Below are 24,386 nucleotides of genomic sequence, written 5' to 3'. Positions count from 1 at the left end.
CGGCTGTTCCCGCCGGGCGGGCCCCGGCCCGCTACCGCGTCCCTCGCCCGCGCCGCCACAGCAGTGCCGCCGCGCCGAGGAAGACCGCGCCCAGGGTCGCCGCCGCCGGGACCGTCCAGGGAAGCGTCCCGCCGCCCCCGTGCGGGAGCGGGCTGGGCCCCTTGCCGAAGTAGCGGGCGCGTTCCGTCGTGGTGCGCGGGTGGTCCGGGTCCTCCTTCGCCGCCGCGGCGAGCGCCGCCCGCGCGTCCACCGTGCCGAAGCCGCGGGAGTCGTCGTGGCCGCCGGGCGGGCGGGCGCTCGCGGTCCGTTCGAGCAGGGACCGGACGCGGTCGGGAGGGAGGTCCGGGTGCGCGGCGCGCAGGAGGGCGACCGTGCCGGAGACGAAGGCGGCGGCGGCGCTCGTGCCCCAGCCCTCGTAGTAGCGCAGGTCCGGGTTGAGGGTGACGATGTCGTCGCCCGGCGCCGCGACGGTCGCGTACCAGCGGCGCGTCGAGAAGCGCGCGTGCTCGCCGTAGCGGTCGACGGCCGCGACCGCGATGACGCCGGGGTAGGCCGCGGGGTAGGAGACGTGATCGCCCTTCTCGCCGTCGTTGCCCGCCGAGGCGACCACGACGACGTTCTTGCCGAGCGCGTACCGCACGGCCGCGTCCTGCGCGGGCTGCGGGCGGGCCTCGGTGCTGTCGTCGCCGAGCGAGAGGTTGATGACGTCGGCGCCGTGGTCGGCGGCCCAGCGGATGCCCTCGGCGAGCGCCTCGCCCCGGGTGCGCCCGGCGCGGGGCCGCTGCGGGTCCTCGTCCTCCAGGATCACGCGCACGGGCAGGATCTCCGCCTCGGGCGCGATGCCCATGACGCCGTCGGCCGCGCCGGGCCCGTGGCCGTGCGCGGCGATGATCCCGGCCATCGCGCTGCCGTGCTCGGCCCAGTGCTTCTCGCCCGCGTGCGCGCCGAAGCCGACGAGGTCCTTGCCGGGAAGCACGTTCCCCGTGAGGTCCGGGTGGTCGGCGTCGACGCCCGTGTCGAGCACGGCGACGGTGACGCCCTTGCCCTTCGTCGTGGTCCAGGCGCTCTGCGCGTGCACGGCGCCGAGCCCCCACTGCTGCGCGCGGATGCCGTCCGCCGCGGCGCTGTGGGCGGGCAGCAGGACGAGGGCGAGGCTCGTTGCCCCGGCGAGGAGGGCGCGGCGGGCGGTCATCCGGTGAGCCTCCCCGTGGGAGCGGCGGCCTTCGTGAGGGCGCGGTCGGTACGGGCCGCGAGCGCGGCGGTGTCGTGGCCGAGCCCCGAGAGGGCGACGGTGCCCTCCTCGCCCCTACGTGTCGCGCGCGCGGCGGGGACCGGGGTGGTGAAGGAGCGTCCGTCGGCGAAGCCGGAGACGGCCCAGACCACGACGGGCAGGTCCGCGCGCACCGCGAGGCTCCAGCTCACGCGCTGCCGCGCGCCGAAGCCCTCGGCGGGCGTGCCCTTCGGGCCGTAGGGAAGGGGGAGCAGGTCGGTGCGGGCGTCGAGGTGTTCGGCGCGGAAGCGGGTGCGCAGCGCGGTCATCCCGGCGGGGTCGGCCCTGGTGAAGAGGAGCCCCACGGTGGTGAGGTGGCTGCGGGTCTCGTCGGTGTACGTGGCGCGCAGCAGCCGCAGGCAGCCCGCGGAGGCGAGTGCTTGGCGCAGGAGCGGGTCGAAGGCGTGCGCGCAGCCGCTGTCGGGGGCGACGGCGATCCGCGTCCAGGTCCGGTCGGCGCCCCCGGGCCCCGCGCCCTCGCCGTCCACGACGGGCGGGAAGAGCGTGTCCACGGGGACGCTGTGCCACAGCCCGGCGGCGGCCTCGTACCGCGTCGGCACGGCGGGCTCCGCCCCCTCGGCGAGCACGCCCCCCGCCACGGCCCCGCCGACGAGACCGAGCCCGAGGACGAGGCAGACGGCGGCGGAGACCCGCGAGCGGCGCGGCACCGCGAGGCTCCCGGGGAGGGTCCCGGGCGGTGCGAGGAGGTCGCCGGGGACGGGGAGCGGGGGTGGGGCCAGGGGCGGGAGCGGTGCCGGGGGCGGCGCGGGGCTGGGGAGTGGCCGCGCGACGCCCGGCGTACCGGTCATGTGCGGGCGGTGCCGCGGGTACGGGGGTATGCGGCTCGGCGCGTCGGCCTCGGCACCCTCCCGTACCCCCGCACCGCCCCTCTCCCGCACGCCTGCGCCACCCGGCTCCCGTACCCCCGCACCGCCCCGCTCCCACTCCCGCGCTTCGGCCCCGCCGCCCTCCCGCTCCCGCGCTTCGGCCCCGCCCCGCTCCCGGAGCCTCGTCCCGCCCGTTCGCGGAGCGTCCCGCTCGCGGGCCTCCGCACCAGCGGCCTCCGGCGCCTCCCCGCTCGCCCTCTCCGCGCCCGGCGGGCGCAGGCGGGGCAGCGGGACGCGGGGGGCGGGCGTGGGCGCCGACGCGGGGTGTTCCGGTGTGGGGCGCTCGGGTGTGGGGCGCTCCGGTGTGGGCGGGAGGGGCCGGGCGTCCGTGCTCATGCGCTGCCCGTGTCCTTCCGCTCGCCGACGGGCCCGGGCCCGCGCGGCGGGCGGGCGCGGCGGCTCGGGTGCCGGTCACTTTACGGGGTCCCGGAGTCCTCCGGGGCCGGTGTGCGCGGGCCGTCTCTTTGGCCCGGAACATCCCCTCGGGGGCGGTGGGTTCGCTTCCTCCCTCTACCCATCGGTAGGGGGGTCTGGCAGGCTGCGCGCATGACCGCCCGCGCAGCCGACCGGGCCCGCTACGACCGGGCCACCGCACACCTCGAAGCGCCGCTCGCCCTCGTGGACCTGGACGCCTTCGACGCGAACGCCGACGACCTCGTCCGCCGTGCCCAGGGCAAGCCGATCCGGGTCGCGAGCAAGTCGGTGCGCTGTCGCGCCCTGCTCGAACGGGTCCTCGCGCGGCCGGGGTTCGCGGGGCTCATGTCCTTCACGCTGGCGGAGTCGCTGTGGCTGGCCCGCGAGGGCTTCGACGACGTGCTGCTCGCCTATCCCTCCACCGACCGTCCCGCGTACGCCGAACTCGCCGCCGATCCCAAGCTCGCCGCCGCCGTGACGGTCATGGTCGACGACCCGGCGCAGCTCAGGCTCATCGACGCGGCCCGCGACGGCGGCAGGGAGGAGATCCGGGTCTGCCTCGAACTGGACACCTCGCTGCGGCTGCTGGGCGGACGGGTACGGGTGGGCGCGCGCCGCTCGCCGCTGCACTCACCGGCGCAGGTCGCCGACATGGCGCGCGCGGTGGACCGGACGCCGGGTTTCCGGCTCGTCGGGATCATGGCGTACGAGGGCCATGTGGCCGGCGTGGGCGACAAGCTGGCGGGGCGTCCGCTGCGGTCCCGGGCCGTACGGCTCATGCAGGCCGCCGCGCGCCGCGAACTGGCCGCCCGCCGGGCTGAGGTGGTGCGCGCGGTGCGCGCGGTCGCGCCCGGTCTGGAGTTCGTCAACGGCGGCGGGACCGGGAGCGTGCAGCACACGGCGGCCGAGGACGCGGTGACGGAGATCGCGGCGGGTTCGGGGCTGTACGTGCCGCGGCTCTTCGACAACTACACGTCGTTCACGGGCCGTCCCGCGGCGCTCTTCGCGATGCCCGTCGTACGCCGTCCGGGCGTCGGGGTGGTCACGGTGCTCGGCGGCGGCTACCCGGCGTCGGGGGTCGCCGGGCGGGACCGGCTGCCCGTCCCGTACCTGCCCGAGGGGCTCTCCTACGACCCGCAGGAGGGGCCCGGCGAGGTGCAGACGCCGCTGCTCGGCGCGGTCGCCGACGACCTGCTCATCGGCGACCGGGTGTGGTTCCGGCACGCCAAGGCCGGGGAGTTGTGCGAGCGCTTCGACCGGCTGCACCTCGTGCGGGGCGACGTGGTGACGGAGACGGTGCCGACGTACCGGGGCGAGGGCCGTACGTTCCTCTGAACGCCGCCCGGGCAAGGGTCAGTTCGCCGCCTCGATGCCCTCCGCCGTCTCGTCGAGCACCTCGGGTCCCGCCGGGTCGGCGTCCGCGTCGAGGCGGGCCCGTACGACGAGCAGCGTGCCCGGTGCGTGGGGGGCGGGGAAGACGAGGGACTGGACGTAGCCGCCCGCGCCCTCGCGTGGCTCGCACCGGCGGCGCACCAGCCAGCCCTTTTGGCCCGCGGCCTCGACGGGGCCCGCGGCGGCGAGGCGGTGGCTCGCGCCGGGGTAGGCGGCCTCGGCGGCCGCCGCGTTGTCGCGCTCGGCGCGGGCGCGCACGGCTTCCGGGGGGCCGGGGAGCGCGGTGACGGTGATGCGGCCGGGGGTGCAGCCGCCGGCGTCGTGGCAGGGCCGGGGGCGGCCCGTGACGAGCGCGGGGCCCTCGGCGCGCCAGCCCTCGGGTACGGGCACGACGACACCGTGGAGTGTCGCGCCCGCGCCGCCCGCCGGGCTTCCCGCGTCGCCGCCCGGCGCGCTCCCCCGCTCGCCGTCCGCCGAGTCGGTGACGCGGACGAGGGGGTCGTCGCGGGTGCTGAGCGCGGCGATGCCGACGACGAGACCCGTGAGGAGCGCGGCGCCGCCGAGCAGGAGGGCGAGGAGCATCGCGCGGCCCGGGGGCCTGCCGCGCCCCCCGGGGACGAACCAGGAGGAGCCGGGCGCCCGGACCTCGGGGGTCCATGTGGCGCCGTCCCACCAGCGTTCGCTGTGGGTGCCGTGGGGGTCGGGGTACCAGCCCGGCCGGGCGGGGGGCGTCTCCATGGCGGCAACTTTAGGGCGTTTCGCCCGTTCGGCCGGGTGAACTCACCCGGACGCCGCGCCCGTTCCCGCGGACAGGAGCGCGCGGCCGTGCCACGCGCCCCTCCGTCCCGCGCGGAACGTGCGCTCCCCGCTCGCGGCGGTCACTCCCCGTCAGGCCCCGCCGAAGGCGCTGTCCCGCTGGTCGGGGATGACCGAGCCGTCGTCGCGCCGCGCGGGCCCCTGGCTGCCGTCCTCCTCGGTGCGCGCGGTCGTCGCGCAGGGGTAGACGTCCTTCTTGCGGGGCAGTGGCTCGATGAACATCGGGTTGACGAGCCAGCGGCCGTCCTCGTTGTCGTAGGCGCGGCACATGATCTCGTTCTTGTTCCGGTTGAGCACGAGGTGCGCGCCCGTCGCGTCGCCGACGAAGGTGACGTCGGTGTCCGCGTCGCCGCCGCCGATCGCGATGCGGTGGGCGAAGTCCTGCCGCTGCCAGGCGCGCGGACCCTTCACGCCGAAGATCTCCTGGTTGATCCAGCAGCGCTTGCCGTCGATGTAGGGGATGTCGGCCCCCTGGGAGGCGGGTTCGCCGCCGCAGCCCTCGTTGACCGTCGTGATGCGGCCGCGCCGGTCGAGGAGGCTCCGGATGGCGATGGTGTGCTTCTTGTCGATGCCGATGCCCGCCGACCACACCTCGGTGACCGGTTCGGAGCCCGCCGAGACGATGTAGACGTCGAAGCCGGCGTGCTGGAGGGTGTCGACGAGGTCGCGCTGCTGCTCGTAGTAGCGCACGTAGCCGGGGATGGTGTGGGTGCCGACGCGCTGGGTGGCACCGACGGGTGCGGCGAGGGACTCGGCGCGGGCGCGGCGCGTGTAGTCGGTGAGTTCGGCGGGGGTGTGCCCGGCGAAGAGCTGGGGGACCCAGGCGTACTCGGGGACGGTGCGGCGGTGGTTCCAGGTGCCCGCGAAGGCTTCGGCGCCGCTCATGGTGCGGGCGGCGCTGCGGATCTCGAAGATCTCGTCGGCGCACGCGGTCCGCTTCGAGGTGGGCAGCGGGGCTCCGGCGGGGACGTCGGTGCCGCACGCCTCGGTGAGCGCGGCGGCGGCCTCGTCGGTGAGCCAGGCGCTCGTGTCCTTCCAGTCGCGCGGGCGCAGGATCTTGTCGTGCCGCAGGGACCAGGCGATCGTCGCGTCCGTGATGTCGTTCTTGGAGATCGTGTTGTCCCAGTCGAAGGCGGCGACCGGGCGCTGCCCTTCGTAGCGCTCGCTCGCGAGGGCCGGGTGGGAGCACGTACCGCGCTCGTCGACGACGCGCTGGAGGGCGGCCCTGTTGTGCCCGTACCAGGGGAGCTTCTTGCTGAGCTGGGGGCAGTGCGTGCGAGGTGCGGGGGAATGGGCCTCGGCGGGGACGGTGGTGGCGAGCAGCGCGGCGGCGGCGAGGCCGAGCGAGGCGAGCAGGGGGGTGGTGCGGCGCATGGGGGGTCCGATCTGTCCGACGGCAGGGCGGAGCGCGGGGCCGCCGCCGTCCCGCGGCCGCGGGACGCGGGACGCGGGAGGGGTGGCGACCCCGGATGTCATGCACCGTACATCCCTGGTTCACAGGGGAGTTACGTACGCGCCGGAGATTCCGCCGTCCACGAGGAAGTCGGCGGCGTTGACGAAGGAGGAGTCGTCGCTCGCGAGGAAGGCGACGGCGGCGGCGATCTCGGTGGCCTCGGCGAAACGGCCGACGGGGATGTGCACGAGGCGGCGCGCGGCGCGCTCGGGGTCCTTGGCGAACAGTTCGCGCAGCAGCGGGGTGTTCACGGGCCCGGGGCACAGGGCGTTGACGCGGATGCCCTCGCGGGCGAACTGCACGCCGAGTTCGCGCGACAGGGCGAGGACGCCGCCCTTGGAGGCGGTGTAGGAGATCTGGCTCGTCGCCGCGCCCATGCGGGCGACGAAGGAGGCGGTGTTGATGATGGAGCCGCGCCTCTGCTGGCGCATGTACGGCAGGACGGCCTGGCAGCACAGGTAGACGGAGGTGAGGTTGACCTCCTGGACGCGGCGCCAGGCGTCGAGCCCCGTGGTGAGGATGGAGTCGTCCTCGGGGGGCGAGATGCCCGCGTTGTGGAAGGAGACGTCGACGCTGCCGTAGGTGTCGAAGGCCGTCTTGAACAGGGCGGTGACGTCCTCGGGGACGGTGACGTCGGTACGGCGGAAGAGCCCGCCGACCTCTTCGGCGACCGCCTTGCCGGTCTCCTCGTCGAGGTCCGCGCACACGACGTGGGCGCCCTCGGAGGCGAGCCTGCGCGCGGTCGCGAGGCCGATGCCGCTGCCCGCGCCCGTGACGACGGCGGTGCGGCCGACGAGGCGGCGGCAGACGGGGGTGTCCGTGCCGGGGGGCGTGTCCCGCTGTTCGCTCATGGGTGGTCCTCAGCCTTCCGTGCTGATGAAGACGTTCTTGGTCTCGGTGAAGGCGGCGAGCGCGTCGGGGCCCAGTTCCCGCCCGAGCCCGGATTCGCCGTAGCCGCCGAAGGGGGTGTGGTAGCGGACGCTGCTGTGCGAGTTGACGGAGAGGTTGCCCGCCGCGATGCCGCGCGCGACGCGCAGCGCGCGGGCCCCGTCGCGGGTCCACACGGAGCCCGAGAGCCCGTACGGGGTCGCGTTCGCGAGCCGTACGCCCTCCTCCTCGCCGTCGAAGGGCAGCACGACGGCGACGGGCCCGAAGACCTCCTCGACCGCCACGGGGTCCTCGGGGCGCGCGCCGAGCACGAGCGTCGGCGGGTACCAGAAGCCCGGCCCGGTGGGCGCGTTGCCGCGTACGACGTCGAGGTCGGGACCGACGTACGACTCGACGCGCTCGCGCTGCCGCGCCGAGATGAGCGGGCCCATCCGCGTCGCGGGGTCGGCCGGGTCGCCGACGACGACGGCGCGCAGGGCCGGTTCGAGCAGGGCGAGGAAGTCCTCGTAGACGGGGCGTTCGACGAGGACGCGGGTACGGGCGCAGCAGTCCTGGCCCGCGTTGTCGAGGAAGGACATGGGGGCGGCGGAGGCAGCGGCTTCGAGGTCGGCGTCGGCGAAGACGAGGTTGGGGCTCTTGCCGCCGAGTTCGAGCGTCACCGGTTTGACCTGCTCCGCGCAGAGCGCCATGACGCGTTTGCCGGTGCGGGCCGAGCCGGTGAAGACGACCTTGCGCACGCCCGGGTGCCGCACGAGGTCCTCGCCCGCGCCCGGGCCGGTGCCCGGCAGGACCTGGAAGAGGTCGTCGGGCAGTCCGGCTTCCAGGGCGAGTTCCGCGAGGCGCAGGGCGGTGAGCGGGGTGGTCTCGGCGGGCTTGATGATCACGGCGTTCCCGGCGGCGAGCGCGGGGGCGCTGCCCCAGCCGGCGATGGGCAGCGGGAAGTTCCAGGGGGCGATGACGGCGACGACGCCGAGGGGTTCGAGAAAAGTGAGGTCGACGCCGCCCGCGACTGGGATCTGCCGTCCCGTCAGGCGTTCCACTCCCCCGGCGGCGTACTCCAGGAGGTCGCGCACGTTGCCCGCCTCCCAGCGCGCGTTGCCGAGGGTGTGCCCCGCCTCGGCGACCTCCAGGCGGGCCAACTCCTCGACGTGCGCGTCCACCGCTGCGGCGAAGCGGCGCAGGAGGCGGGCGCGGTCCGCGGGGGCGAGGGCGGCCCAGCGGCGCTGCGCGGCGGTGGCCCGGTGGACGGCGCGGTCGACCTCTTCGGGGGTGGCGGCGTGGACGGTGGCGAGGAGTTCCTCGGTGGCGGGGTTGAGGACGGGGAGCTCGGTGGGGGCTTCGGGCATGGCGGGGTCCTCGCGGGGGCTCGGGGAAGCGCGGGTGGTACGGGGGGGGGTGGACGGGACGAGGGCGGCGCGGGCGGGTGGCCAGGGCGTGGGCGGGGCGGGTGGCGAGGGCGGGGCCCGTACCGCCGCCGCTCCTTCGCACGGCTCGGCGCCGTCCCGCTCAGAGCCGTTCGAAGGAGCGGCGCAGTTCCCAGTCGGTGACGGCGGCGTCGAAGGCGTCGAGTTCGACGCGCGCCATGTTGGCGTAGTGGGCGACGACGTCCTCGCCGAAGACCTCGCGGGCGAGGGCGCTGTCCCGCCACAGCGCGGCGGCCTCGTGGAGCGTCGCGGGGACGTGCGGGAAGTCGGCCTCGTAGGCGTTGCCGGTGCAGGGCTCGGGGAGTTCGAGTTCCCGCTCGACGCCGTGCAGCCCCGCGCCGATCATCGCCGCGACGGCGAGGTACGGGTTGACGTCGCCGCCGGGGAGCCGGTTCTCGAAGCGCAGCCCCTGCCCGTGGCCGACGACGCGGAAGGCGCACGTGCGGTTGTCGGGGCCCCAGGCAACCGCGGTGGGCGCGAAGGAGCCGGGCCGGAAGCGCTTGTAGGCGTTGATGGTGGGCGCGTACAGCAGGGTGAACTCGCGCAGCGCGGCGAGCTGTCCCGCGAGGAAGTGCCGCATGAGGGGCGACATGCCGAGCGGCCCCTCGCCCGGCATCGCGGACGTGCCGTCGGTGCCCGCGAGGGAGAGGTGGATGTGGCAGGAGTTGCCCTCGCGCTCGTTGAACTTCGCCATGAAGGTGAGGGCGCGCCCTTCCTGCGCGGCGATCTCCTTGGCCCCGGTCTTGTAGAGCACGTGCTGGTCGCACGTCGTGAGCGCTTCGTCGTAGCGGAAGACGATCTCGTGCTGTCCCGGATTGCACTCGCCCTTCGCCGACTCGACGGTCAGTCCGGCGCCCGCCATCTCGTTGCGGATGCGGCGCAGGAGCGGCTCGACGCGACCCGTGCCGAGCACCGAGTAGTCGGTGTTGTACTGGTTCGCCGGGGTCAGTCCCCGGTAGCCCCGGTCCCACGCCTGTTCGTAGGTGTCGTTGAAGACGAGGAACTCCAGCTCGGTGCCCGCCCGCGCGGAGAGCCCGCGCTCGGCGAGGCGGTCGAGCTGACGGCGCAGGATCTGGCGCGGGGCGACGGTGACGGGGGCGCCGTCGGTCGTGGCGAGGTCGCCGAGGAGGAGCGCGGTGCCGGGGTGCCAGGGGAGGCGGCGCAGTGTCGCGAGGTCGGGGGTGAGCGCGAAATCGCCGTACCCGCGCTCCCACGACGAACTCGCGTAGCCGTCCACGGTGTTCATCTCGACATCGACGGCGAGGAGGTAGTCGCAGCCCTCGGTGCCGTGCGGCAGCACCTCATCGAGGAAGAAGGGGGCGGCGAAGCGTTTGCCCTGGAGGCGGCCCTGCATGTCGGGGAAGGCGAGCACGACCGTGTCCACCTCGCCCGTCCTCACCTGCGCGGTCAGCGCCTCGACGCCGAGGGGCGCGGTACGGGGGGAGGTGGTGCGGTCCGCCACGGAGGTCTCCTTCGGTGAGCCGGGAACCTTAAGGTAGGGCCGGGGACCTTTGGACGGAAGAGGGCGGGGCCGTGTCCGGCTGGATGGAAGACGAGGGCGGGGGCGCGACCGGTGGGGGCGGGGGTGCGACCGGTGGGGGCGACGACGGCCTCGGCCGCGTCCTGCGGCCCGTGCGGGGCGGCAACGGCTTCGAGGAGGCCCTGGAACAGGTGCTCCAGGTGCTGCGCCTCGGCCTCGTCGCTCCGGGTGAACGGCTGCCGCCCGAGCGGGAGTTGGCGGAACGGCTGGGGGTGAGCCGGGCGACGCTGCGGGAAGTCGTCTCCGTACTGCACACCGAGGGGCTGGCCGAGTCCCGGCGGGGGCGGTACGGGGGCACTTTCGTACGGGCGGGGGCGCGGGCGCCCCGGCGTGCGGGCGTGGACCTGGAGGACGTGCTCGCGCACCGCGAGGTCCTGGAGACGGGGGCCGCCGAGCTGTGCGCGCGGCGGGCCGTCGACCCGGTGCACGGGCCCGCGCTGCGGGCGTGGCTCTCGGCGCGCCTCACCGCGCTCGACGACGCCCCGCTGGACCCCGTCGCGGCCTACCGGCGCGCGGACACGCGGCTCCACCTGGGCCTCGCCGAGCGCACCGGCTCTCCCTCGCTCGCCGCCTCCTACGCCTCGGTGCGCGCGGCCGTCAACGACCTCCTCGACCGCATCCCGCTCCTCGTCAGGAGTCTGGAGCACTCCCAGGCGCAGCACTCCGCGCTCGCCCGGGCGATCCTCGCGGGCGACGCGGCCGGGGCGCGCGAGCGGATGCGGGAGCACTGCGCGGGCACGGCGGCGCTGCTGCGGGGCTTCCTGGCGTGAGGGCGGGCCCCTGTCGGGGGGAAACTCGCGCGACACAAAGGTATGGGACCGTACCTTTGAAGCGCGACGGGTGAGCGAAAGGTGGTCCGGGGTGTCCGAGGCGGCGTGGGGCGCGGAGCCGGTCATCGGGATCAGCACGTACTGGGAGGCGGAGGCCCGCTGGGGCGAGTGGACGCTCCCGGCCGCGCTGCTGCCCGCGCAGTACCCCGCGCTCGTACGGAAGGCGGGCGGCACCGCGGTGCTGCTCCCGCCGGACGCGCCCGCGCGTGCGGCGGGGCTTCTCGCGCGGCTCGACGGGCTCGTGATCGCGGGCGGCGCGGACGTGGACCCGGCGAGGTACGGGGCCGCCCGCGAGGCCGAGTGCGGTCCGCCCGCGCCGGAGCGGGACGCGTGGGAGCTGGCCCTCATCGCGGCCGCCCTGGCGAGCGGGACCCCGCTGCTCGGCATCTGCCGGGGCATGCAGCTGTTGAACGTGGCGCTCGGCGGCACCCTGCGCCAGCACATGAGCGGCCACGAGGGCGGCCGGGGCGTCTTCGGCACCCACCCCGTCCACCCCCGCCCCGGCACCCGCTACGCGCGCCTCGCCCCCGGGCCCGTCCAGGTCGCGACCCACCACCACCAGTGCGTGGACCGCCTCGGCACGGGCCTCGTGGTGGGCGCGGAGTCCCCGGACGGCACGGTCGAAGCCGTCGAACTCCCGGGCCCAGCCTGGACCCTGGGCGTCCAGTGGCACCCGGAGATGGACCACACGGACCTGCGGGTGACCGAGGCGTTCGTGCGGGCGGCGGCGACCCCGGTGAGCCTGACGGCCTGAGCCGCGTCCGTCCGGCGCATCCGAGGCCCCCGCGCTCCCTACGCGTTTCCCCTCGTGAGCGACAGCAAGTCTCTTGCCGCTCCTGAAGGGCGCTCGCCGCGGCGCCACACCGCGCGCAGCACCCGCCCGAGCCCCAGGCCCCGCACGGGAACGGGCACCAGCACACCCGCCTCCACCTCCTCCCCCACGACCAGCTCGCTCAGAACCGCCGGTCCCACGCCGCTCAGCGCCGCCGATTTCAGCGCGGTCGTCGAGGACAGTTCGAGCAGCGGCCGCTCGGGGCCCCCGTACGGCGTGAGCGCGGCGTCCAGGACCTCCCGCGTGCCCGAGCCCTCCTCGCGCAGGATGAGCGGCGTCCGCGCGAGCTCCGCCGGTTCGAGTCCGCCGCGTACGGCGGTCCACGGGTGCCCCGGGCGGACGAGCACGAGCAGCCGGTCGCGGGCGATGACGGCGCCGTCCGTACCGGCCGGGACGCCGAGCCCCTCGACGAAACCGAGGTCGGCCTCCCCGTCCAGCAGCCCCCGCACGACCGTGCGCGTACTGCCCGCCCGCAGCGACACCGCCGTGTCCGGGCGCACCGCGCGCAGTGCGACGAGCCAGCCGGGCAGCAGGTACTCGCCGATCGTCATGCTCGCCGCGACCCGCAGCCGTGAGTCGCGCCGCCCGCGCAGCGCCCGCGCCCCCGCGTCGAAGGCCTCCGCCGCCTCGGTCACGCGCCGCGCCCAGCCCGCCACGAGCACCCCGGTCGGGGTGAGCCGTGAGCCGCGCGGGGAGCGTGCGACGAGGCCGACCCCGAGGTGGCGCTCCAGGCTGCGCACCCGTCCCGAAGCGGCGGGCTGCGTGATGCCGAGTTCCTTCGCCGCGCGCCCGAGGCTCCCGAGCCGGTCCACCGCGAGGAGGACTTCGAGCAGCCCGAGGTCGGGGACGCGCCGGGCGAGCGAACCGCCTTCGGGGCAGCCGTCCGCGAGCGCGCCGCCCGTGATTCCGCTCACGCTCCGTGGCGGCTCCTCGGCCCGCTCGCCGCCCGAACCGCCGTCCGCCTTGCGCCCGTTCCGCCCGCTCATAAGCTCACCTTATGCCCTCATAGCCACATCGTCCCTGGTGAGGGCACTGACGCCCCGGACAAGATGGATGCATGAGCCTCCCATCCGTCGCCGTGGCCCCGTCCCCCGCCACCCACGCACCCGCTCCCGTCTCGCGTCTGCGCGGTTTCGGGCCGAACCACTACGCGGCGGTGATGGGCACGGCGATCCTCGCGACGGCGGGCAGCGGTCTGCCCCAGCACGTCGGGGGGCTGCGGGGATTGTGCACGGCGCTGTGGGTGCTCGCCGCGCTCGCCTTGTGCGCCGTGCTCGCGGCGCGCGGCGCGCACTGGGCACGCCACCGCGACCAGGCGCGGGACCACCTGCGCTCCCCCGCCGTCGCCCCGTTCTACGGCTGTCTCGCGATGGCATTCCTGGCGCTGTCGGCCGCGACGCAGCGGGTCGGTCCCGACGTGCTCGGGCACGGCGCGGCGATGGGTGTGGCCGAGGTGCTCTTCGCGATCGGCGCGGTGCTCGCCGTCCTCGTCGCCGCGGGGATTCCGGCGCTGATGATCGTGCACGCGCGGGCGCGCTTCGCCGACGTGTCGCCGGTGTGGCTGCTGCCGCTCGTCGCGCCGATGGTGGCCGCTTCCGTGGGTCCCGGGCTGGTCGCCGAGCTGCCCGCCGGGCAGGCGCGCGAGACGCTCGTGTACGCGTGCCTGGCCTTCTTCGGCACCTCGCTGCTCGCGGTCCTCGTCGTGCTGCCGCTCGTCGGGGCGCGACTGCTCACCGGCGGGGGCTGGCCGGTTCGGCTCGCACCCTCACTCTTCCTCGTCCTCGGGCCGCTCGGTCAGTCCACGACGGCGACGGGCGCGATCGCGGACGCGGCGCGCGGGGTGCTCCCGGACGGGACGGCGGAGGGGCTGCGGGTCTTCTCGCTCGTGTACGGGGTCCCCGTGATGGGCTTCGCGCTGCTGTGGCTGCTCATCGCCGGCGCGCTCGTGGCCCGCGCCCTCGCCCGGGGCCTGCGGCCCTCGGCGACGTGGTGGGCGTTCACCTTCCCGGTCGGCACGTGCGTCACGGGCGCGACCCAGCTCGCCGCCCACACGGGCCTGCCCGCGTACCGCTGGCTCGCCGCCGTGATCTACGTCTTCCTGCTGCTCGCGTGGTGCGCGGCGGCCTTCGGCACGGTACGGGAACTGGGCGCGCGCCCCGCGGCAACGGCCTGAGCGCCCCTACCGGGGTGGTGCCTCGCCCGCCTCGATGTGGTCTCCGACCGCGACGACGAGGAGCCGTGTGTCGGGCTCGGTGGCCCGCCACCTGTGCCGCACCCCGCCGCTGAGGTAGAGCGTGTCCCCGGCGCACAGCTGGTGGACGCGGCCCTCGGCCTCGGCGGTGACCGCGCCGTCGGCGACGTAGAGCAGCGAGTCGTTGCGGTACTGGAACTCGCGGCCCGAGTCGTGGTCGCCGCAGTACTCCATGGCCTGGAGCTGGTGCTGGCCCCGCACGAGGGAGCGCACGCCGGGGGCCGGGGCCATCAGGGCGGTGTCCTCGTCGTCCCCGCGGACGACGTCCACGGTGTGTGCGGGGTCGGCTGCGGCGAACAGCTCGTCGACGGTCGTCTCCAGGGCGTGCGCGACGGCGCGCAGGGAGCGGGTGGAGGGGCGGGCGCGTTCGTTCTCGATCTGGCTCAGGAAGGGCACCGAGAGACCCGAGCGGCGGGCCACGGTGGCGAGCGTGAGTTCGAGGGCACGCCGGCGACGGCGTACGGCGTTGCCGACCCTCGGGGCTTCCTTCTCGTCCATCGCTGCCGCTCCCTCCTGCGGGCCCCGTCCACCGGGGCATGTGAGCAGCCTACGCAGTCGGGGCGCGCGAGGGGAGCCGAGTACCGCGGTCGGCCCCGCGCGGGAACGCCCGTGAGGGCGGGACCCCGGGATGGGTCCCGCCCTCACGGGGTGGGGAAGCCGGCCGCCGTTCCACACTGGAGCGGCGGCCGGGTGGCGAAGCGGCGGCGGGACCCCTGCCGGGTGTCCGTGCGCGCACACGGCGGGTTCCCGCCGTACCGCTCCACGTGGGGGGAGTGGCAGAGCCCAGGTGACAGGCTCCGCCACCCGAGGCCCGCAGGGCCGAGCAGCGTCGGCAGAGCCGAAGGGAGCGCGACGGTGTCGAGACGCCCGTCGCGCGCAGGTCGCGAGGAACGAGTGACCGAGCACGTCGGGTGACTCGACACCGGCTTGGGCGCTCCCGGAGGCGAAGCCGACGCGATTACATCGGCGCCATCTTGTCGACGATGCCGGGGTTCTTCTTGACCCAGTTGTCGACGGCCTCGTCCTCGTGCCCCGTTCCCTGCTTGTGCAGCTCGTTCTCCAGCGAGGAGAGCTGGGTGTCGCTCATCTTGAAGTCCTTGAGCCACTTCGTGAGCTGCGGGTACTGCTCGGGGAACTGCTTGGAGGCCACGGTGGTGATGCGGTCGCCCTTGCCGAAGGAGCCCTTGGGGTCCTTGAGCTTGGTCAGGTCGTACTGGTTGTACGCCCAGTGCGGCGACCACAGCATGACCGCGATCGGGTCCTTCTTGGCGTAGGCCCGCTTCAGCTCGGAGAGCATCCCGGGCGTCGAGCCGTCGACGACCTTGTACTCCTTGTCGAGGCCGTACGAGGGCAGCACCTTGTTCTTCAGGATGTCCATCGTCGCGGTGCCCGGCTCGATGCCGATGACGCGCCCGTCGAACTTGTCGCCCTTGCCCTTGAGGTCGCCGAGGGACTTGACGTCCTTCACGTAGCTCGGCACGGCGATCTCCAGCGAGGTCGGCGAGTACCACTCGCCGATCTTCGTCAGCTTGCTCCCGTACTTGTCCCAGTAGTTCTTCTGGGTGTACGGCAGCCAGCCGTCGAACTGGACGTCGAGCTGGTTGCGGGACATGGCGGCGTACATCGGGCCGACCTCGAACTGCTTGAGGTTCATCTTGTAGCCGCGGTCTTCGAGGACGTGCTTCCACAGGTACGTGGCGGCGATGTCCTCCTCCCACGGGAACCAGGCGACGTTGATCGCGCGGTCGCGCTCGTCCTTGCCCGCGCCGTTCTTGAAGTCGACGGCGGAGGAGGCCGAGGACGAGGCGGCCCGGACCGGGGCGAGCTTGTCGACGATGCCCGGGTTGTCCTTGATCCAGCCCTGGACCGCCTGCTGCTGCTTGCCCTTGCCGGCGTCCTGGATGGCGCCTTCGAGGCTGCTGAGCTGCTTCTCGTCGAGCTTGAAGCCCTTCAGCCACTTGGCGACCTCGGGGAAGTCCTTCGAGAAGCCCTTGCGCGCGAGGGTGTGGACCTCGTCGCCCTTGCCCCAGCTGCCCTTCGGGTCGCTGAGCTTGGTCAGGTCGTACTTGTCGTACGCCCAGTGCGGCGACCACAGGGTCACCGCGATCGGCTCCTTCTTCTTGTACGCGCGATCCAGCTCGGCCAGCATGCCCGGCGTCGAACCGTCGATCACCTTGTACTTCGACAGGCCGTAGTCCTTCACGACCTTGTCCTTCAGAAGCCCCATCTCACCGGCACTCGGCTCGATACCGACGATCCGGTTCTTGAACTCCGACTCCTTGCCCTTCAGATCCGCCGTGGACTTCACGCCCTTGACGTAGGAGGGGACGGCGATCTCCAGGGACGTGGGCCCGTACCAGGCACCCATGTCCTCCAGTCTGTCGCCGTACTTGTCCCAGTACTGCTTGTGCGTGTTGGGCAGCCAGGAGTCGGTCTCGAAGTCGACCTGGCCGTTGGCCATGCCGGTGTAGAGCGCTCCGGCCTCGTACTGCTTGGCCGAGACCTTGAAGCCGCGACGCTCCAGGATCTCCTTCCAGAGGTACGAGGAGGCGATGCCCTCGTCCCACGGGATGAAGCCCATGTTGACGGTCTTGCCCTTGCCGACGTTGACGTCGGTCTGCTGGACGGGGGCGAGCTTGTCGACGATGCCGGGGTTCTTCTTGATCCAGGACTTGACGGCTTCCTGCTGCTTGCCCTTGCCGGCGTCCTGGATCTCGCTCTCCAGGCTGGCGAGCTGCTTCTCGTCGAGCTTGAAGTCCTTCAGCCACTTCGCGGCCTCGGGGAAGTCCTTCGAGAAGCCCTTGCGCGCGAGGGTGTGGACCTCGTCGCCCTTGCCCCAGCTGCCCTTCGGGTCGCTGAGCTTGGTCATGTCGTACTTGTCGTACGCCCAGTGCGGCGACCACAAAGTGACCGCGATCGGCTCCTTCTTCTTGTACGCCCGGTCCAGCTCGGCGAGCATCCCCGGCGTCGAACCGTCGATCACCTTGTACTTCGACAGGCCGTAGTCCTTCACGACCTTGTCCTTGAGCAGACCCATCTCACCGGCACTCGGCTCGATACCGACGATCCGGTTCTTGAACTCCGACTCCTTGCCCTTCAGATCCGCCGTGGACTTCACGCCCTTGACGTAGGAGGGGACGGCGATCTCCAGCGAGGTCGGGCCGTACCAGCTGCCCAGGTCCTCCAGCTTGTCGCCGTACTTCTTCCAGTACTGGGCGTGGGTCGTGGGCAGCCAGGAGTCGGTCTGGAAGTCGACCTGGCCGTTGGCCATGCCGGTGTAGAGCGAGCCCGCCTCGTACTGCTTGGCGTCGACCTTGAAGCCGCGCTGTTCGAGGATCTCCTTCCACAGGAAGGTGGAGGCGACGCCCTCGTCCCAGGGGATGTAGCCGACGCTGACGGTCTTGCCCTTGCCGACGTCGGTGGCGTCGACGGTCTTCGCGTCGTTCGAGCCGCCGAAGACGCCCATGCCGCCCGCGACGAGCCCGAGGATCACGACACCGATGACGGCGACGGTCGGGCGGGGCCGGTAGCTCCAGAGCTTCAGGCCCTGCATGGCGCGCACACGCGCGGCGGCGCGGCGGCCGAGCGGCGAGATCTGCTGGCCGAGGGCCGCGACCACGCGGTCGAGGAAGATCGCGAGGACGACGATGGAGACACCGGCCTCGGAGCCGAGACCGATGTCGACGTTGCCGATCGCCTGGTAGACGGAGCCGCCGAGGCCGCCCGCGCCGACCATGCCCGCGATGACGACCATCGACAGGTTGAGCATGATGACCTGGTTGACACCGGCCATGATCGTCGGCAGGGCCAGCGGCAGCTGGACGCCGAGGAGCGTCTTGCGCGGCGTCGTGCCGAAGGCGTCGGCCGCCTCGACGAGTTCCTCGTCGACCTGCCGGATGCCGAGTTCGGTCATGCGCACGGCGGGCGCGAAGCCGAAGATGATCGTGGCCACGATGCCGGCCGGGACGCCGAGCCCGAAGAAGAAGATCGCCGGGATCAGGTAGACCATGGCGGGCATCGTCTGCGTGAAGTCGAGCAGGGGGCGCACGATGGCGCTCGCCCGCTGCGATCTCGCGGTCCAGATGCCGAGCGGGACGCCGATGACCAGCGCGATCACGGTGGAGACGATGACCAGCGAGAAGCTGTTCATCGCCGGTTCCCACAGTTCGAGCGAGTCGATCAGCGCGAAGCCGACGAAGGAGAGCACCCCGGCGGTGAGCCCGCGCAGCCAGAACGCGATGATCGCGAGGATTCCGGCGAGCAGCAGCGGTTCGGGCGCGGTGAGCACGGCGTTGACGCCGTCGTACATGCCCTTCGCACACGTGGAGATGAAGTCGAAGAGCCAGGAGAGGTTGGTCTGGAGCCAGTCGACGATCGAGTCGACCCAGTCCCCGAGATGAAGCCTAGGCACGTGCACTCACCTTTCCGGTGGCGTCCTCGGGGCGCTGTTCCGGAGTCTTGGCGAGCGTGACGTCCTGATCCTGGGGAGTCATCGGCTCGCCGAGGACCGCGAGCAGGCGGTCGCGCGGCACGACGCCGACGAGCGAGCCGTCCGCGTCGGTCACGGCGACCGGCACGCTGCTGGTCGAACTCGGGCCGAAGAGCTGGAAGATCGGGGTGGTGTCGCGCACCGTGGCCGGCGCTGCGGCGAGGACGTCGGCGGGGGCGCGCAGATCGCTGCCGTACGCCGTCTCGGGCTCGGCCATGATGGCCCCGGCCGTGAGCACACGCGAACGGTCGACGTCCTGGGTGAAGGCGGCAACGTAGTCGTTGGCCGGGGTGACGAGGATGTCCTCGGCCGTCCCGGTCTGCACGATGCGGCCGTCGCGCATGACGGCGATCTTGTCGCCGAGCCGCATGGCCTCGTTGAGGTCGTGGGTGATGAAGACGATGGTCTTCTTCAGGCGCTTCTGGAGTTCGACGAGCTGGTCCTGCATGTCACGGCGGATCAGCGGGTCCAGCGCGCTGAACGACTCGTCCATGAGCAGCAGGTCGGCGTCGGTCGCGAGCGCGCGGGCCAGGCCCACGCGCTGCTGCATGCCGCCGGACAGCTCGTCGGGCCAGGACTTCTCCCAGCCCTTGAGCCCGGCGAGTTCCAGTGCCTCGGTGGCGCGGCGCTCGCGCTCCTCGCGCGGCACGCCCTGCACCTGGAGGCCGTAGGCGGCGTTCTCCAGGACGCTGCGGTGCGGGAAGAGCGCGAAGTGCTGGAAGACCATGCTGATCTTCTTCGCGCGCACCTCGCGCAGCCCGGCGGCGCTCAGCTCGGTGAGGTCCTGCCCGTCGAAACGGACGTGGCCCGCGGTGGGCTCCAGGAGCCCGTTGAGCATCCGCAGCAGCGTCGACTTCCCGGACCCGGAGAGGCCCATGACCACGAAGATCTGGCCCTCGTCCACGGAGAACGAGGCATCGATCACGGCGGCCGTGGTGCCCTCGGCGCGCAGGTCCTCGCGCGCGGCACCGTCCTTCAGTCGGCTGACGGCGGTCTCGGCTTGTCTGCCGAAGACCTTGAACAAGTTCTCGGCTTGTAGCTTTGCCACAAACACCTCTCGGATCGCACGGAAAGCGGCCCGCCACCCCCTGTCGCGGCGAGCCGTGAAGCTTGCGGATTCCGTCCGCTGACCCGAGTCGTTCCAATCGGCGCGTCGGGTTCGCTCCGGGGGCGCTGCTGCCCATGGCTATACCCATCAAACGATTATGTGATTCAGATCACTTCCCGATCGCCCCAAAGTGCTTGCGTTACCTCCCCGTTATGGTGTGAGGTGTGCGCCCACACCCGGAGAGGGGCGCGCACCGCAAAGGTTCGGCCACGGCGCCGCGGGTGCGGCAAGATGCCAGGCGTGACGCAGACTCCCCCGCTCATGCTCCTCGACACCGCCTCGCTCTACTTCCGCGCCTACTTCGGCGTCCCCGACTCGGTGCGTGCCCCCGACGGCACCCCGGTCAACGCGGTGCGCGGCCTCCTCGACTTCATCGCGCGGCTCGTCCAGGACCACCGCCCCGACGCCCTCGTGGCCTGTATGGACGCCGACTGGCGGCCCGAGTGGCGGGTCTCCCTCATCCCGAGCTACAAGGCGCACCGGGTGGCCGAGGAGACCGAGACGGGACCCGACGAGGAGGAGGTGCCCGACACCCTCTCGCCGCAGGTCCCGGTGATCGAGGCCGTTCTCGACGCGCTCGGCATCGCGCGGCTCGGCGTCCCGGGGTACGAGGCGGACGACGTCATCGGCACCCTCGCCACCCGCGCGCACGGCCCGGTGGACATCGTCACGGGCGACCGCGACCTCTTCCAGCTCGTCGACGACGCGCGCGCAATCCGCGTGCTGTACCCCCTCAAGGGCGTCGGCAGCCTCCAGGTCACGGACGAGGCGCTGCTGCGCGAGAAGTACGGGGTGGACGGGCCCGGGTACGCGGACCTCGCGACCCTGCGCGGTGACCCGAGCGACGGACTGCCCGGGGTTCCCGGGATCGGCGAGAAGACCGCCGCGAAGCTCCTCGCGGCCTACGGCGACCTCGACGGCATCCGCGCCGCCGCCGCCGACCCCGCCTCGAAGATCACCCCGGCCCAGCGCCGCCGCCTCGTCGAGTCGGCCCCGTACCTGGACGTGGCCCCCGCGGTGGTCCGGGTCGCGCGGGACATCCCCGTACCGGAGGACCTCGACGAGCGGCTGCCCGACGAACCGCGTGACGGAGAGGTCCTCGCGGCCCTCGGGGAGCGCTGGGGCCTCGGCAGCTCCCTCGATCGCGTGCTGCACACCCTCGCGGGGTGAAGTGCTAGCTTAGGCTTACCTAAGCAGATCGATCGGGGGGAACCCATGGCTGACACCGAACGGCCCGCGCGCAAGGGCGGCCGCACCCACTCCGGGCAGGTGCTGCGCACCGAGCAGCTCACCCCGCACATGGTCAGGGTCGTCTTCGGCGGCGAGGGACTCTCCGAGTTCGCCGCCGACGAGTTCACGGACCACTACATCAAGCTGATGTTCCCGCGCGAGGGCGTCACGTACCCCGAGCCCTTCGACATGGGGCGGGTACGGGCCGACTTCCCGCGCGAGCAGTGGCCCGTGACCCGTACGTACACCGTGCGGCGCTGGGACGGCGCGGCCCGCGAGCTGACCGTCGACTTCGTCGTGCACGGCGACGAGGGCCTCGCGGGCCCCTGGGCCGCGGCGGCGAAGCCGGGCGACGTCCTCTACTTCGGCGGTCCCGGCGGCGCCTACCGCCCCGAGCCCGGGGCGAGCCATCTGCTGGCCGGGGACGAGAGCGCGCTGCCCGCGATCGCGGCGGCCGTCGAGAACATGCCCGCCGACGCGAGGGGCGACGTCTTCATCGAGGTCGCGGACGCCGCCGAGGAGCAGAAGCTCGACGTTCCCGCCGGGGTGAACCTGAGCTGGCTGCACCGCGGCGAGCGCCCGGTGGGCGAGGCGCTCGTCGCCGCCGTCCGCACCGCCGAGTGCGACCCGGAGACGGTCCAGGTCTTCGTCCACGGCGAGGCCGGCTTCGTGAAGGACCTCCGCCGCCACCTCCGCCTCGACCGCGGCATCACCCGCGACCGCCTCTCCATCTCCGGCTACTGGCGGCTCGGCCACAACGAGGACGGCTGGCAGGCGAGCAAGAGGGACTGGAACGCCCGGATCGAAGCCGAACAGGAGGGCGGAGAGGCCGCCTGAGAAGCGCCGGGGTACGGGGGGGCGTACGGGGAGGGCCGACTCCGACGCCCCCGCCCCCGTACCCTTAGCCCGTGCCGCGTCGCCCCCGTCCCTCCTCCCCCCTGCCTCAGCGGGACGGCATCGACGCCATCCGGCTCCGTGTCCCCGACACCCACGAGGGCACCCTCCGCTCGTACCTCCGCTCCCGGCTTCCCGTGTCGCCGGCCGTCGTCGACGCGATGCTCGGCGCGGGCGAGTTCGTCGACGCGAGCGGGCGTCCGGCGCACGGCGAGGAGTGCGGCCCCGGCGCCACGTACTGGTTCCACCGCACCCGCGCCCCCGAGCCCGCCGTCCCCTTCCCGCTCCGCGTCGTGCACCGTGACGACCGCCTCCTCGTCGTCGACAAACCGCACTTCCTCGCCACGACCCCGCGCGGCAGCCACATCACCGAGACCGCCCTCGCCCGCCTGCGCCGCGACCTCGGCCTCCCCGCGCTGAGCCCCGCGCACCGCCTCGACCGCCTCACCGCGGGGCTCGTGCTCTTCGTCGTACGGCCCGGGGACCGCGGCGCGTACCAGTCGCTCTTCGCGCGCAAGGAGGTGCGCAAGGAGTACGAGGCGGTCGCCGCGTACGCGCCCGAGCTGCCCCTGCCGCGCACGGTCCGCAGCCACCTCGTCAAGGAGCGCGGCGAGATGGCGGCGCGCGAGGTGGCGGGCGCCGAGCCGAACAGCGAGACCCGCGTCGAACTCCTCGGCGTGCGCACCGCCCCCGCCCTCGCCGGCACTCCCCCGCTCCTCGCCCGCTACCGGCTGCTCCCCCGCACCGGGCGCACCCACCAGCTGCGGGCCCACATGAACGGCCTCGGCCTCCCCCTCCTCGGCGACCCGCTCTACCCGTGCGTCACGGACCCGGACCCCACCGACTACCGCCGCCCCCTCCAACTCCTCGCCAGATCCATCGAGTTCACGGACCCGCTGAGCGGCGAACGGCGCCGCTTCACGAGCGGGCGCACGCTCACCGCCTGGCACGACCCGCTTCGCTGGGCCCGCACCGCGCGCGACTGAGCGGCGGTCAGCGCCGCAGCCAGTCCCGCAGCGGGCGACGCGGCCCCGGAAGCAGCGCCTCGGCCTCCGCCCCCGCACACCCGGCGTCCACCGGCGCGGGACCGTCCTGCTCGGCCTGCTCGCGCCGCTTCTTCGCCGCCCGCCACTCCCCCGCCTCCCGCTCGGCTTCGAGAATCCCCTCCGGGACCTCGACGGGCATCAGGTCGTACTCCTCGTCGGGTGGCGGGAAGAGGCCCACGCCCTTGGGAAGCGGGAGCCCGAAGGTGCCGATGCTCTCCTCGTCGCGCTGGGAGCGCGGCTCGAAGCGGACCGGGAGTTCGACGAGGTGACGGCTGAGCAGCGAGCCCGACCAGCGCAGCTGCGAGGAGGGCACGGCGAGGCGCATGTCGGGGAGCCAGGCGAGCAGATCGTCCAGGGCGAGCTGGCACAGCTGACGGCCGAGGTACTGCCCCGGGCAGGCGTGCGGGCCGCGGCCGAAGGCGAGGTGGGAGCGGTTGTCCCGTACCGGCGCGTCGAGTTCGGGCCGCACGCGCGTGTCCACGTTCCCGGCCGCGTAGCCGAGCATGACGGCGTCGCCCTTCCTGATGCGCCGTCCGCCCAGCTCCACGTCCTGGAGCGCGTAGCGGCCGAGCATGGCACTGAAGGGCGGTTCGTCCCACAGTGCCTGCTCGATCGCCTCGTAGATGTTGAGCCGCCCGGCCCCGACCCGCCCGCGCACCTCCATCTGCACGAGCAGGATGCGCATCGCGTTGGCGAGGAGGTTCGCCGTGGTCTCGTAGGCGGCGATGAGGACGATCCGCAGGTGCTCGGAGACCTCGCGCGGGCTCATCCCGGCCGGGTGGGCGAGGAGTTGCGAGGCGAGGTCGTCGCCCGGTTCCTCGCGCGCCCGCTCGACCTCGGCGCGGAAGAGCTTCATGAGGTGCTCGTTGCTCGCGTTGGCGGTCTCGGTGCCCTTGATGAGGTCGCGGGCCGCTTCGAGGAAGCGGTCGTCGTAGAGGTGCGACATGCCGAAGAGACCGAGCAGCACGATCATCGGGAGGCGCTCGCAGTAGTCCTCGGTGAGGTCGCAGAAGCCCTCCTCGCACAGGTCGTTGAGGAGGGTGTAGGTGCCCGTCTGCACGAGACGGCGCAGCTCGCGCAGGTCGGTGACGCGGAGGTTCTCCTCCAGGGGCTCGCGCAGGCGCTCGTGCTCCTCGCCCTCGACGAAGGCGCAGACGGGCTGCCACATGAAGATGGGCGCCATGGGGTGGTCGGGGCCGACGGTGCCGTCCTGGAGCAGACGCCACTGGCGGCCATCCGTGGTGAACAGCTCCGGGTGCGCGCACACGAAGCGGTTCTCCTCGTGGCCGAGCACGAGCCAGGCGGGCACGTCACGCGGCAGCAGCACGGGGGCGACCTCGCCGTACTCCAGGCGCAGCGTGTCGTAGAGCCCCTGCTGGTCGCGCTCGGCGTCCGGGCCGTTGAGCCTGCGGGCCCGCCCGGGGCCGATGTTGGGGTTGTCCGCCTCCGTCGCCGGGTCGCGCCCCTCGGGAGCGGGCACGCCGGAGTAGTCGGGGCGCGGCCGGGCCCGCGCGGCGGGGATGCCGGAGGCGGGGGGTACGTGGGCGGGGCAGCCGGGCGGCGGGACGGCGCCCTCGGGCGGGACGGGTGTGGTCACGGGATCTCCGGGAGAAGGGTGCCGG

The 24,386-nt window shown here is 73.6% G+C and carries 19 protein-coding genes; 7 read left to right on the top strand and 12 right to left on the bottom strand.

Annotated features, from left to right (window positions below; genetic code table 11):
- Positions 1–31 precede the first annotated feature (31 nt).
- Together mycP and ACIP4O_RS21210 are read right to left on the bottom strand one after the other, a co-directional pair.
- Positions 32–1,192: a type VII secretion-associated serine protease mycosin gene (gene mycP / locus ACIP4O_RS21215; protein WP_401576508.1), complete on the bottom strand. Its 1,161-nt coding sequence runs from the start codon at positions 1,190–1,192 to the stop codon at positions 32–34.
- A complete protein-coding gene (locus ACIP4O_RS21210; protein WP_401576506.1) occupies positions 1,189–2,079 on the bottom strand; it encodes a hypothetical protein in 891 nt (296 codons plus the stop codon). The genes mycP and ACIP4O_RS21210 overlap by 4 nt, the downstream gene beginning before the upstream one ends.
- 624 nt (positions 2,080–2,703) lie before the next feature.
- On the opposite strand from ACIP4O_RS21210, the gene ACIP4O_RS21205 reads away from it, so the two are divergent.
- A complete protein-coding gene (locus tag ACIP4O_RS21205) occupies positions 2,704–3,906 on the top strand; it encodes an amino acid deaminase/aldolase (RefSeq protein ID WP_401576504.1) in 1,203 nt (400 codons plus the stop codon).
- An 18-nt stretch (positions 3,907–3,924) separates the two neighbouring features.
- Here the strand turns inward: ACIP4O_RS21205 and ACIP4O_RS21200 are convergent, their stop codons facing one another.
- The 5 genes from ACIP4O_RS21200 to ACIP4O_RS21180 form a co-directional block, all read right to left on the bottom strand.
- Entirely contained in the window at positions 3,925–4,701 is a 777-nt protein-coding gene (locus ACIP4O_RS21200) for a DUF2510 domain-containing protein (protein ID WP_401576502.1), read from the bottom strand.
- A gap of 150 nt (positions 4,702–4,851) precedes the next feature.
- Positions 4,852–6,153, bottom strand: a complete 1,302-nt coding sequence (locus ACIP4O_RS21195; protein WP_401576500.1) for a haloacid dehalogenase-like hydrolase — start codon at positions 6,151–6,153, stop codon at positions 4,852–4,854.
- A 120-nt stretch (positions 6,154–6,273) separates the two neighbouring features.
- Positions 6,274–7,083 (bottom strand): 3-oxoacyl-ACP reductase, encoded by an 810-nt coding sequence (locus ACIP4O_RS21190; protein ID WP_401576498.1) that lies wholly within the window; start codon positions 7,081–7,083, stop codon positions 6,274–6,276.
- 9 nt (positions 7,084–7,092) lie between these two features.
- The gene (locus ACIP4O_RS21185; RefSeq protein WP_401576497.1) at positions 7,093–8,466 is read right to left on the bottom strand and encodes an aldehyde dehydrogenase family protein; all 1,374 of its coding nucleotides are present in this window, start codon (positions 8,464–8,466) and stop codon (positions 7,093–7,095) included.
- A gap of 160 nt (positions 8,467–8,626) precedes the next feature.
- Positions 8,627–10,006, bottom strand: coding sequence for a glutamine synthetase family protein (locus ACIP4O_RS21180; protein WP_401576495.1), 1,380 nt, complete (start codon positions 10,004–10,006; stop codon positions 8,627–8,629).
- A 71-nt stretch (positions 10,007–10,077) separates the two neighbouring features.
- Between ACIP4O_RS21180 and ACIP4O_RS21175 the strand changes: the two genes are divergently transcribed.
- Positions 10,078–10,854 carry a FadR/GntR family transcriptional regulator gene (locus tag ACIP4O_RS21175; RefSeq protein WP_401576493.1) on the top strand — a complete coding sequence of 259 codons (777 nt, stop codon included), beginning with the start codon at positions 10,078–10,080 and terminating at the stop codon, positions 10,852–10,854.
- Positions 10,855–10,945: 91 nt separating this feature from the next.
- Complete coding sequence (locus ACIP4O_RS21170; RefSeq protein WP_401576491.1) at positions 10,946–11,668, top strand: gamma-glutamyl-gamma-aminobutyrate hydrolase family protein; 723 nt, start codon at positions 10,946–10,948, stop codon at positions 11,666–11,668.
- A 38-nt stretch (positions 11,669–11,706) separates the two neighbouring features.
- On the opposite strand, the gene ACIP4O_RS21165 is transcribed toward ACIP4O_RS21170, so the two are convergent.
- Complete coding sequence (locus ACIP4O_RS21165) at positions 11,707–12,732, bottom strand: LysR family transcriptional regulator (RefSeq protein ID WP_401576489.1); 1,026 nt, start codon at positions 12,730–12,732, stop codon at positions 11,707–11,709.
- A 71-nt stretch (positions 12,733–12,803) separates the two neighbouring features.
- Here ACIP4O_RS21165 and ACIP4O_RS21160 point away from each other — a divergent pair, with 71 nt between their 5' ends.
- Complete coding sequence (locus tag ACIP4O_RS21160; RefSeq protein WP_401576488.1) at positions 12,804–13,919, top strand: TDT family transporter; 1,116 nt, start codon at positions 12,804–12,806, stop codon at positions 13,917–13,919.
- 6 nt (positions 13,920–13,925) lie between these two features.
- On the opposite strand, the gene ACIP4O_RS21155 is transcribed toward ACIP4O_RS21160, so the two are convergent.
- From ACIP4O_RS21155 to ACIP4O_RS21145, 3 genes are all read right to left on the bottom strand, one after another.
- Positions 13,926–14,495 carry an XRE family transcriptional regulator gene (locus ACIP4O_RS21155; protein WP_361327671.1) on the bottom strand — a complete coding sequence of 190 codons (570 nt, stop codon included), beginning with the start codon at positions 14,493–14,495 and terminating at the stop codon, positions 13,926–13,928.
- Positions 14,496–14,955: 460 nt separating this feature from the next.
- On the bottom strand, positions 14,956–18,408 hold the full coding sequence (locus ACIP4O_RS21150; protein ID WP_401576486.1) for an ABC transporter permease/substrate binding protein: 3,453 nt from the start codon (positions 18,406–18,408) through the stop codon (positions 14,956–14,958).
- A complete protein-coding gene (locus tag ACIP4O_RS21145) occupies positions 18,401–19,534 on the bottom strand; it encodes a glycine betaine/L-proline ABC transporter ATP-binding protein (RefSeq protein WP_401576484.1) in 1,134 nt (377 codons plus the stop codon). The genes ACIP4O_RS21150 and ACIP4O_RS21145 overlap by 8 nt, the downstream gene beginning before the upstream one ends.
- Before the next feature lie 321 nt (positions 19,535–19,855).
- Between ACIP4O_RS21145 and ACIP4O_RS21140 the strand changes: the two genes are divergently transcribed.
- From ACIP4O_RS21140 to ACIP4O_RS21130, 3 genes are all read left to right on the top strand, one after another.
- The gene (locus tag ACIP4O_RS21140) at positions 19,856–20,764 is read left to right on the top strand and encodes a 5'-3' exonuclease H3TH domain-containing protein (RefSeq protein ID WP_401576824.1); all 909 of its coding nucleotides are present in this window, start codon (positions 19,856–19,858) and stop codon (positions 20,762–20,764) included.
- A 45-nt stretch (positions 20,765–20,809) separates the two neighbouring features.
- Positions 20,810–21,661 carry a siderophore-interacting protein gene (locus ACIP4O_RS21135; RefSeq protein WP_401576483.1) on the top strand — a complete coding sequence of 284 codons (852 nt, stop codon included), beginning with the start codon at positions 20,810–20,812 and terminating at the stop codon, positions 21,659–21,661.
- Between the two features lie 71 nt (positions 21,662–21,732).
- A complete protein-coding gene (locus ACIP4O_RS21130; protein ID WP_401576481.1) occupies positions 21,733–22,704 on the top strand; it encodes a pseudouridine synthase in 972 nt (323 codons plus the stop codon).
- Positions 22,705–22,711: 7 nt separating this feature from the next.
- Here ACIP4O_RS21130 and ACIP4O_RS21125 read toward each other — a convergent pair whose 3' ends face one another.
- Positions 22,712–24,361: a cytochrome P450 gene (locus tag ACIP4O_RS21125; RefSeq protein ID WP_401576479.1), complete on the bottom strand. Its 1,650-nt coding sequence runs from the start codon at positions 24,359–24,361 to the stop codon at positions 22,712–22,714.
- Between the last annotated feature and the right edge of the window lie 25 nt (positions 24,362–24,386).

Source organism: Streptomyces sp. NPDC088923 (assembly GCF_044749745.1).
Lineage (GTDB): Bacteria > Actinomycetota > Actinomycetes > Streptomycetales > Streptomycetaceae > Streptomyces.
This window is presented reverse-complemented; position numbering and strand designations above follow the sequence as displayed.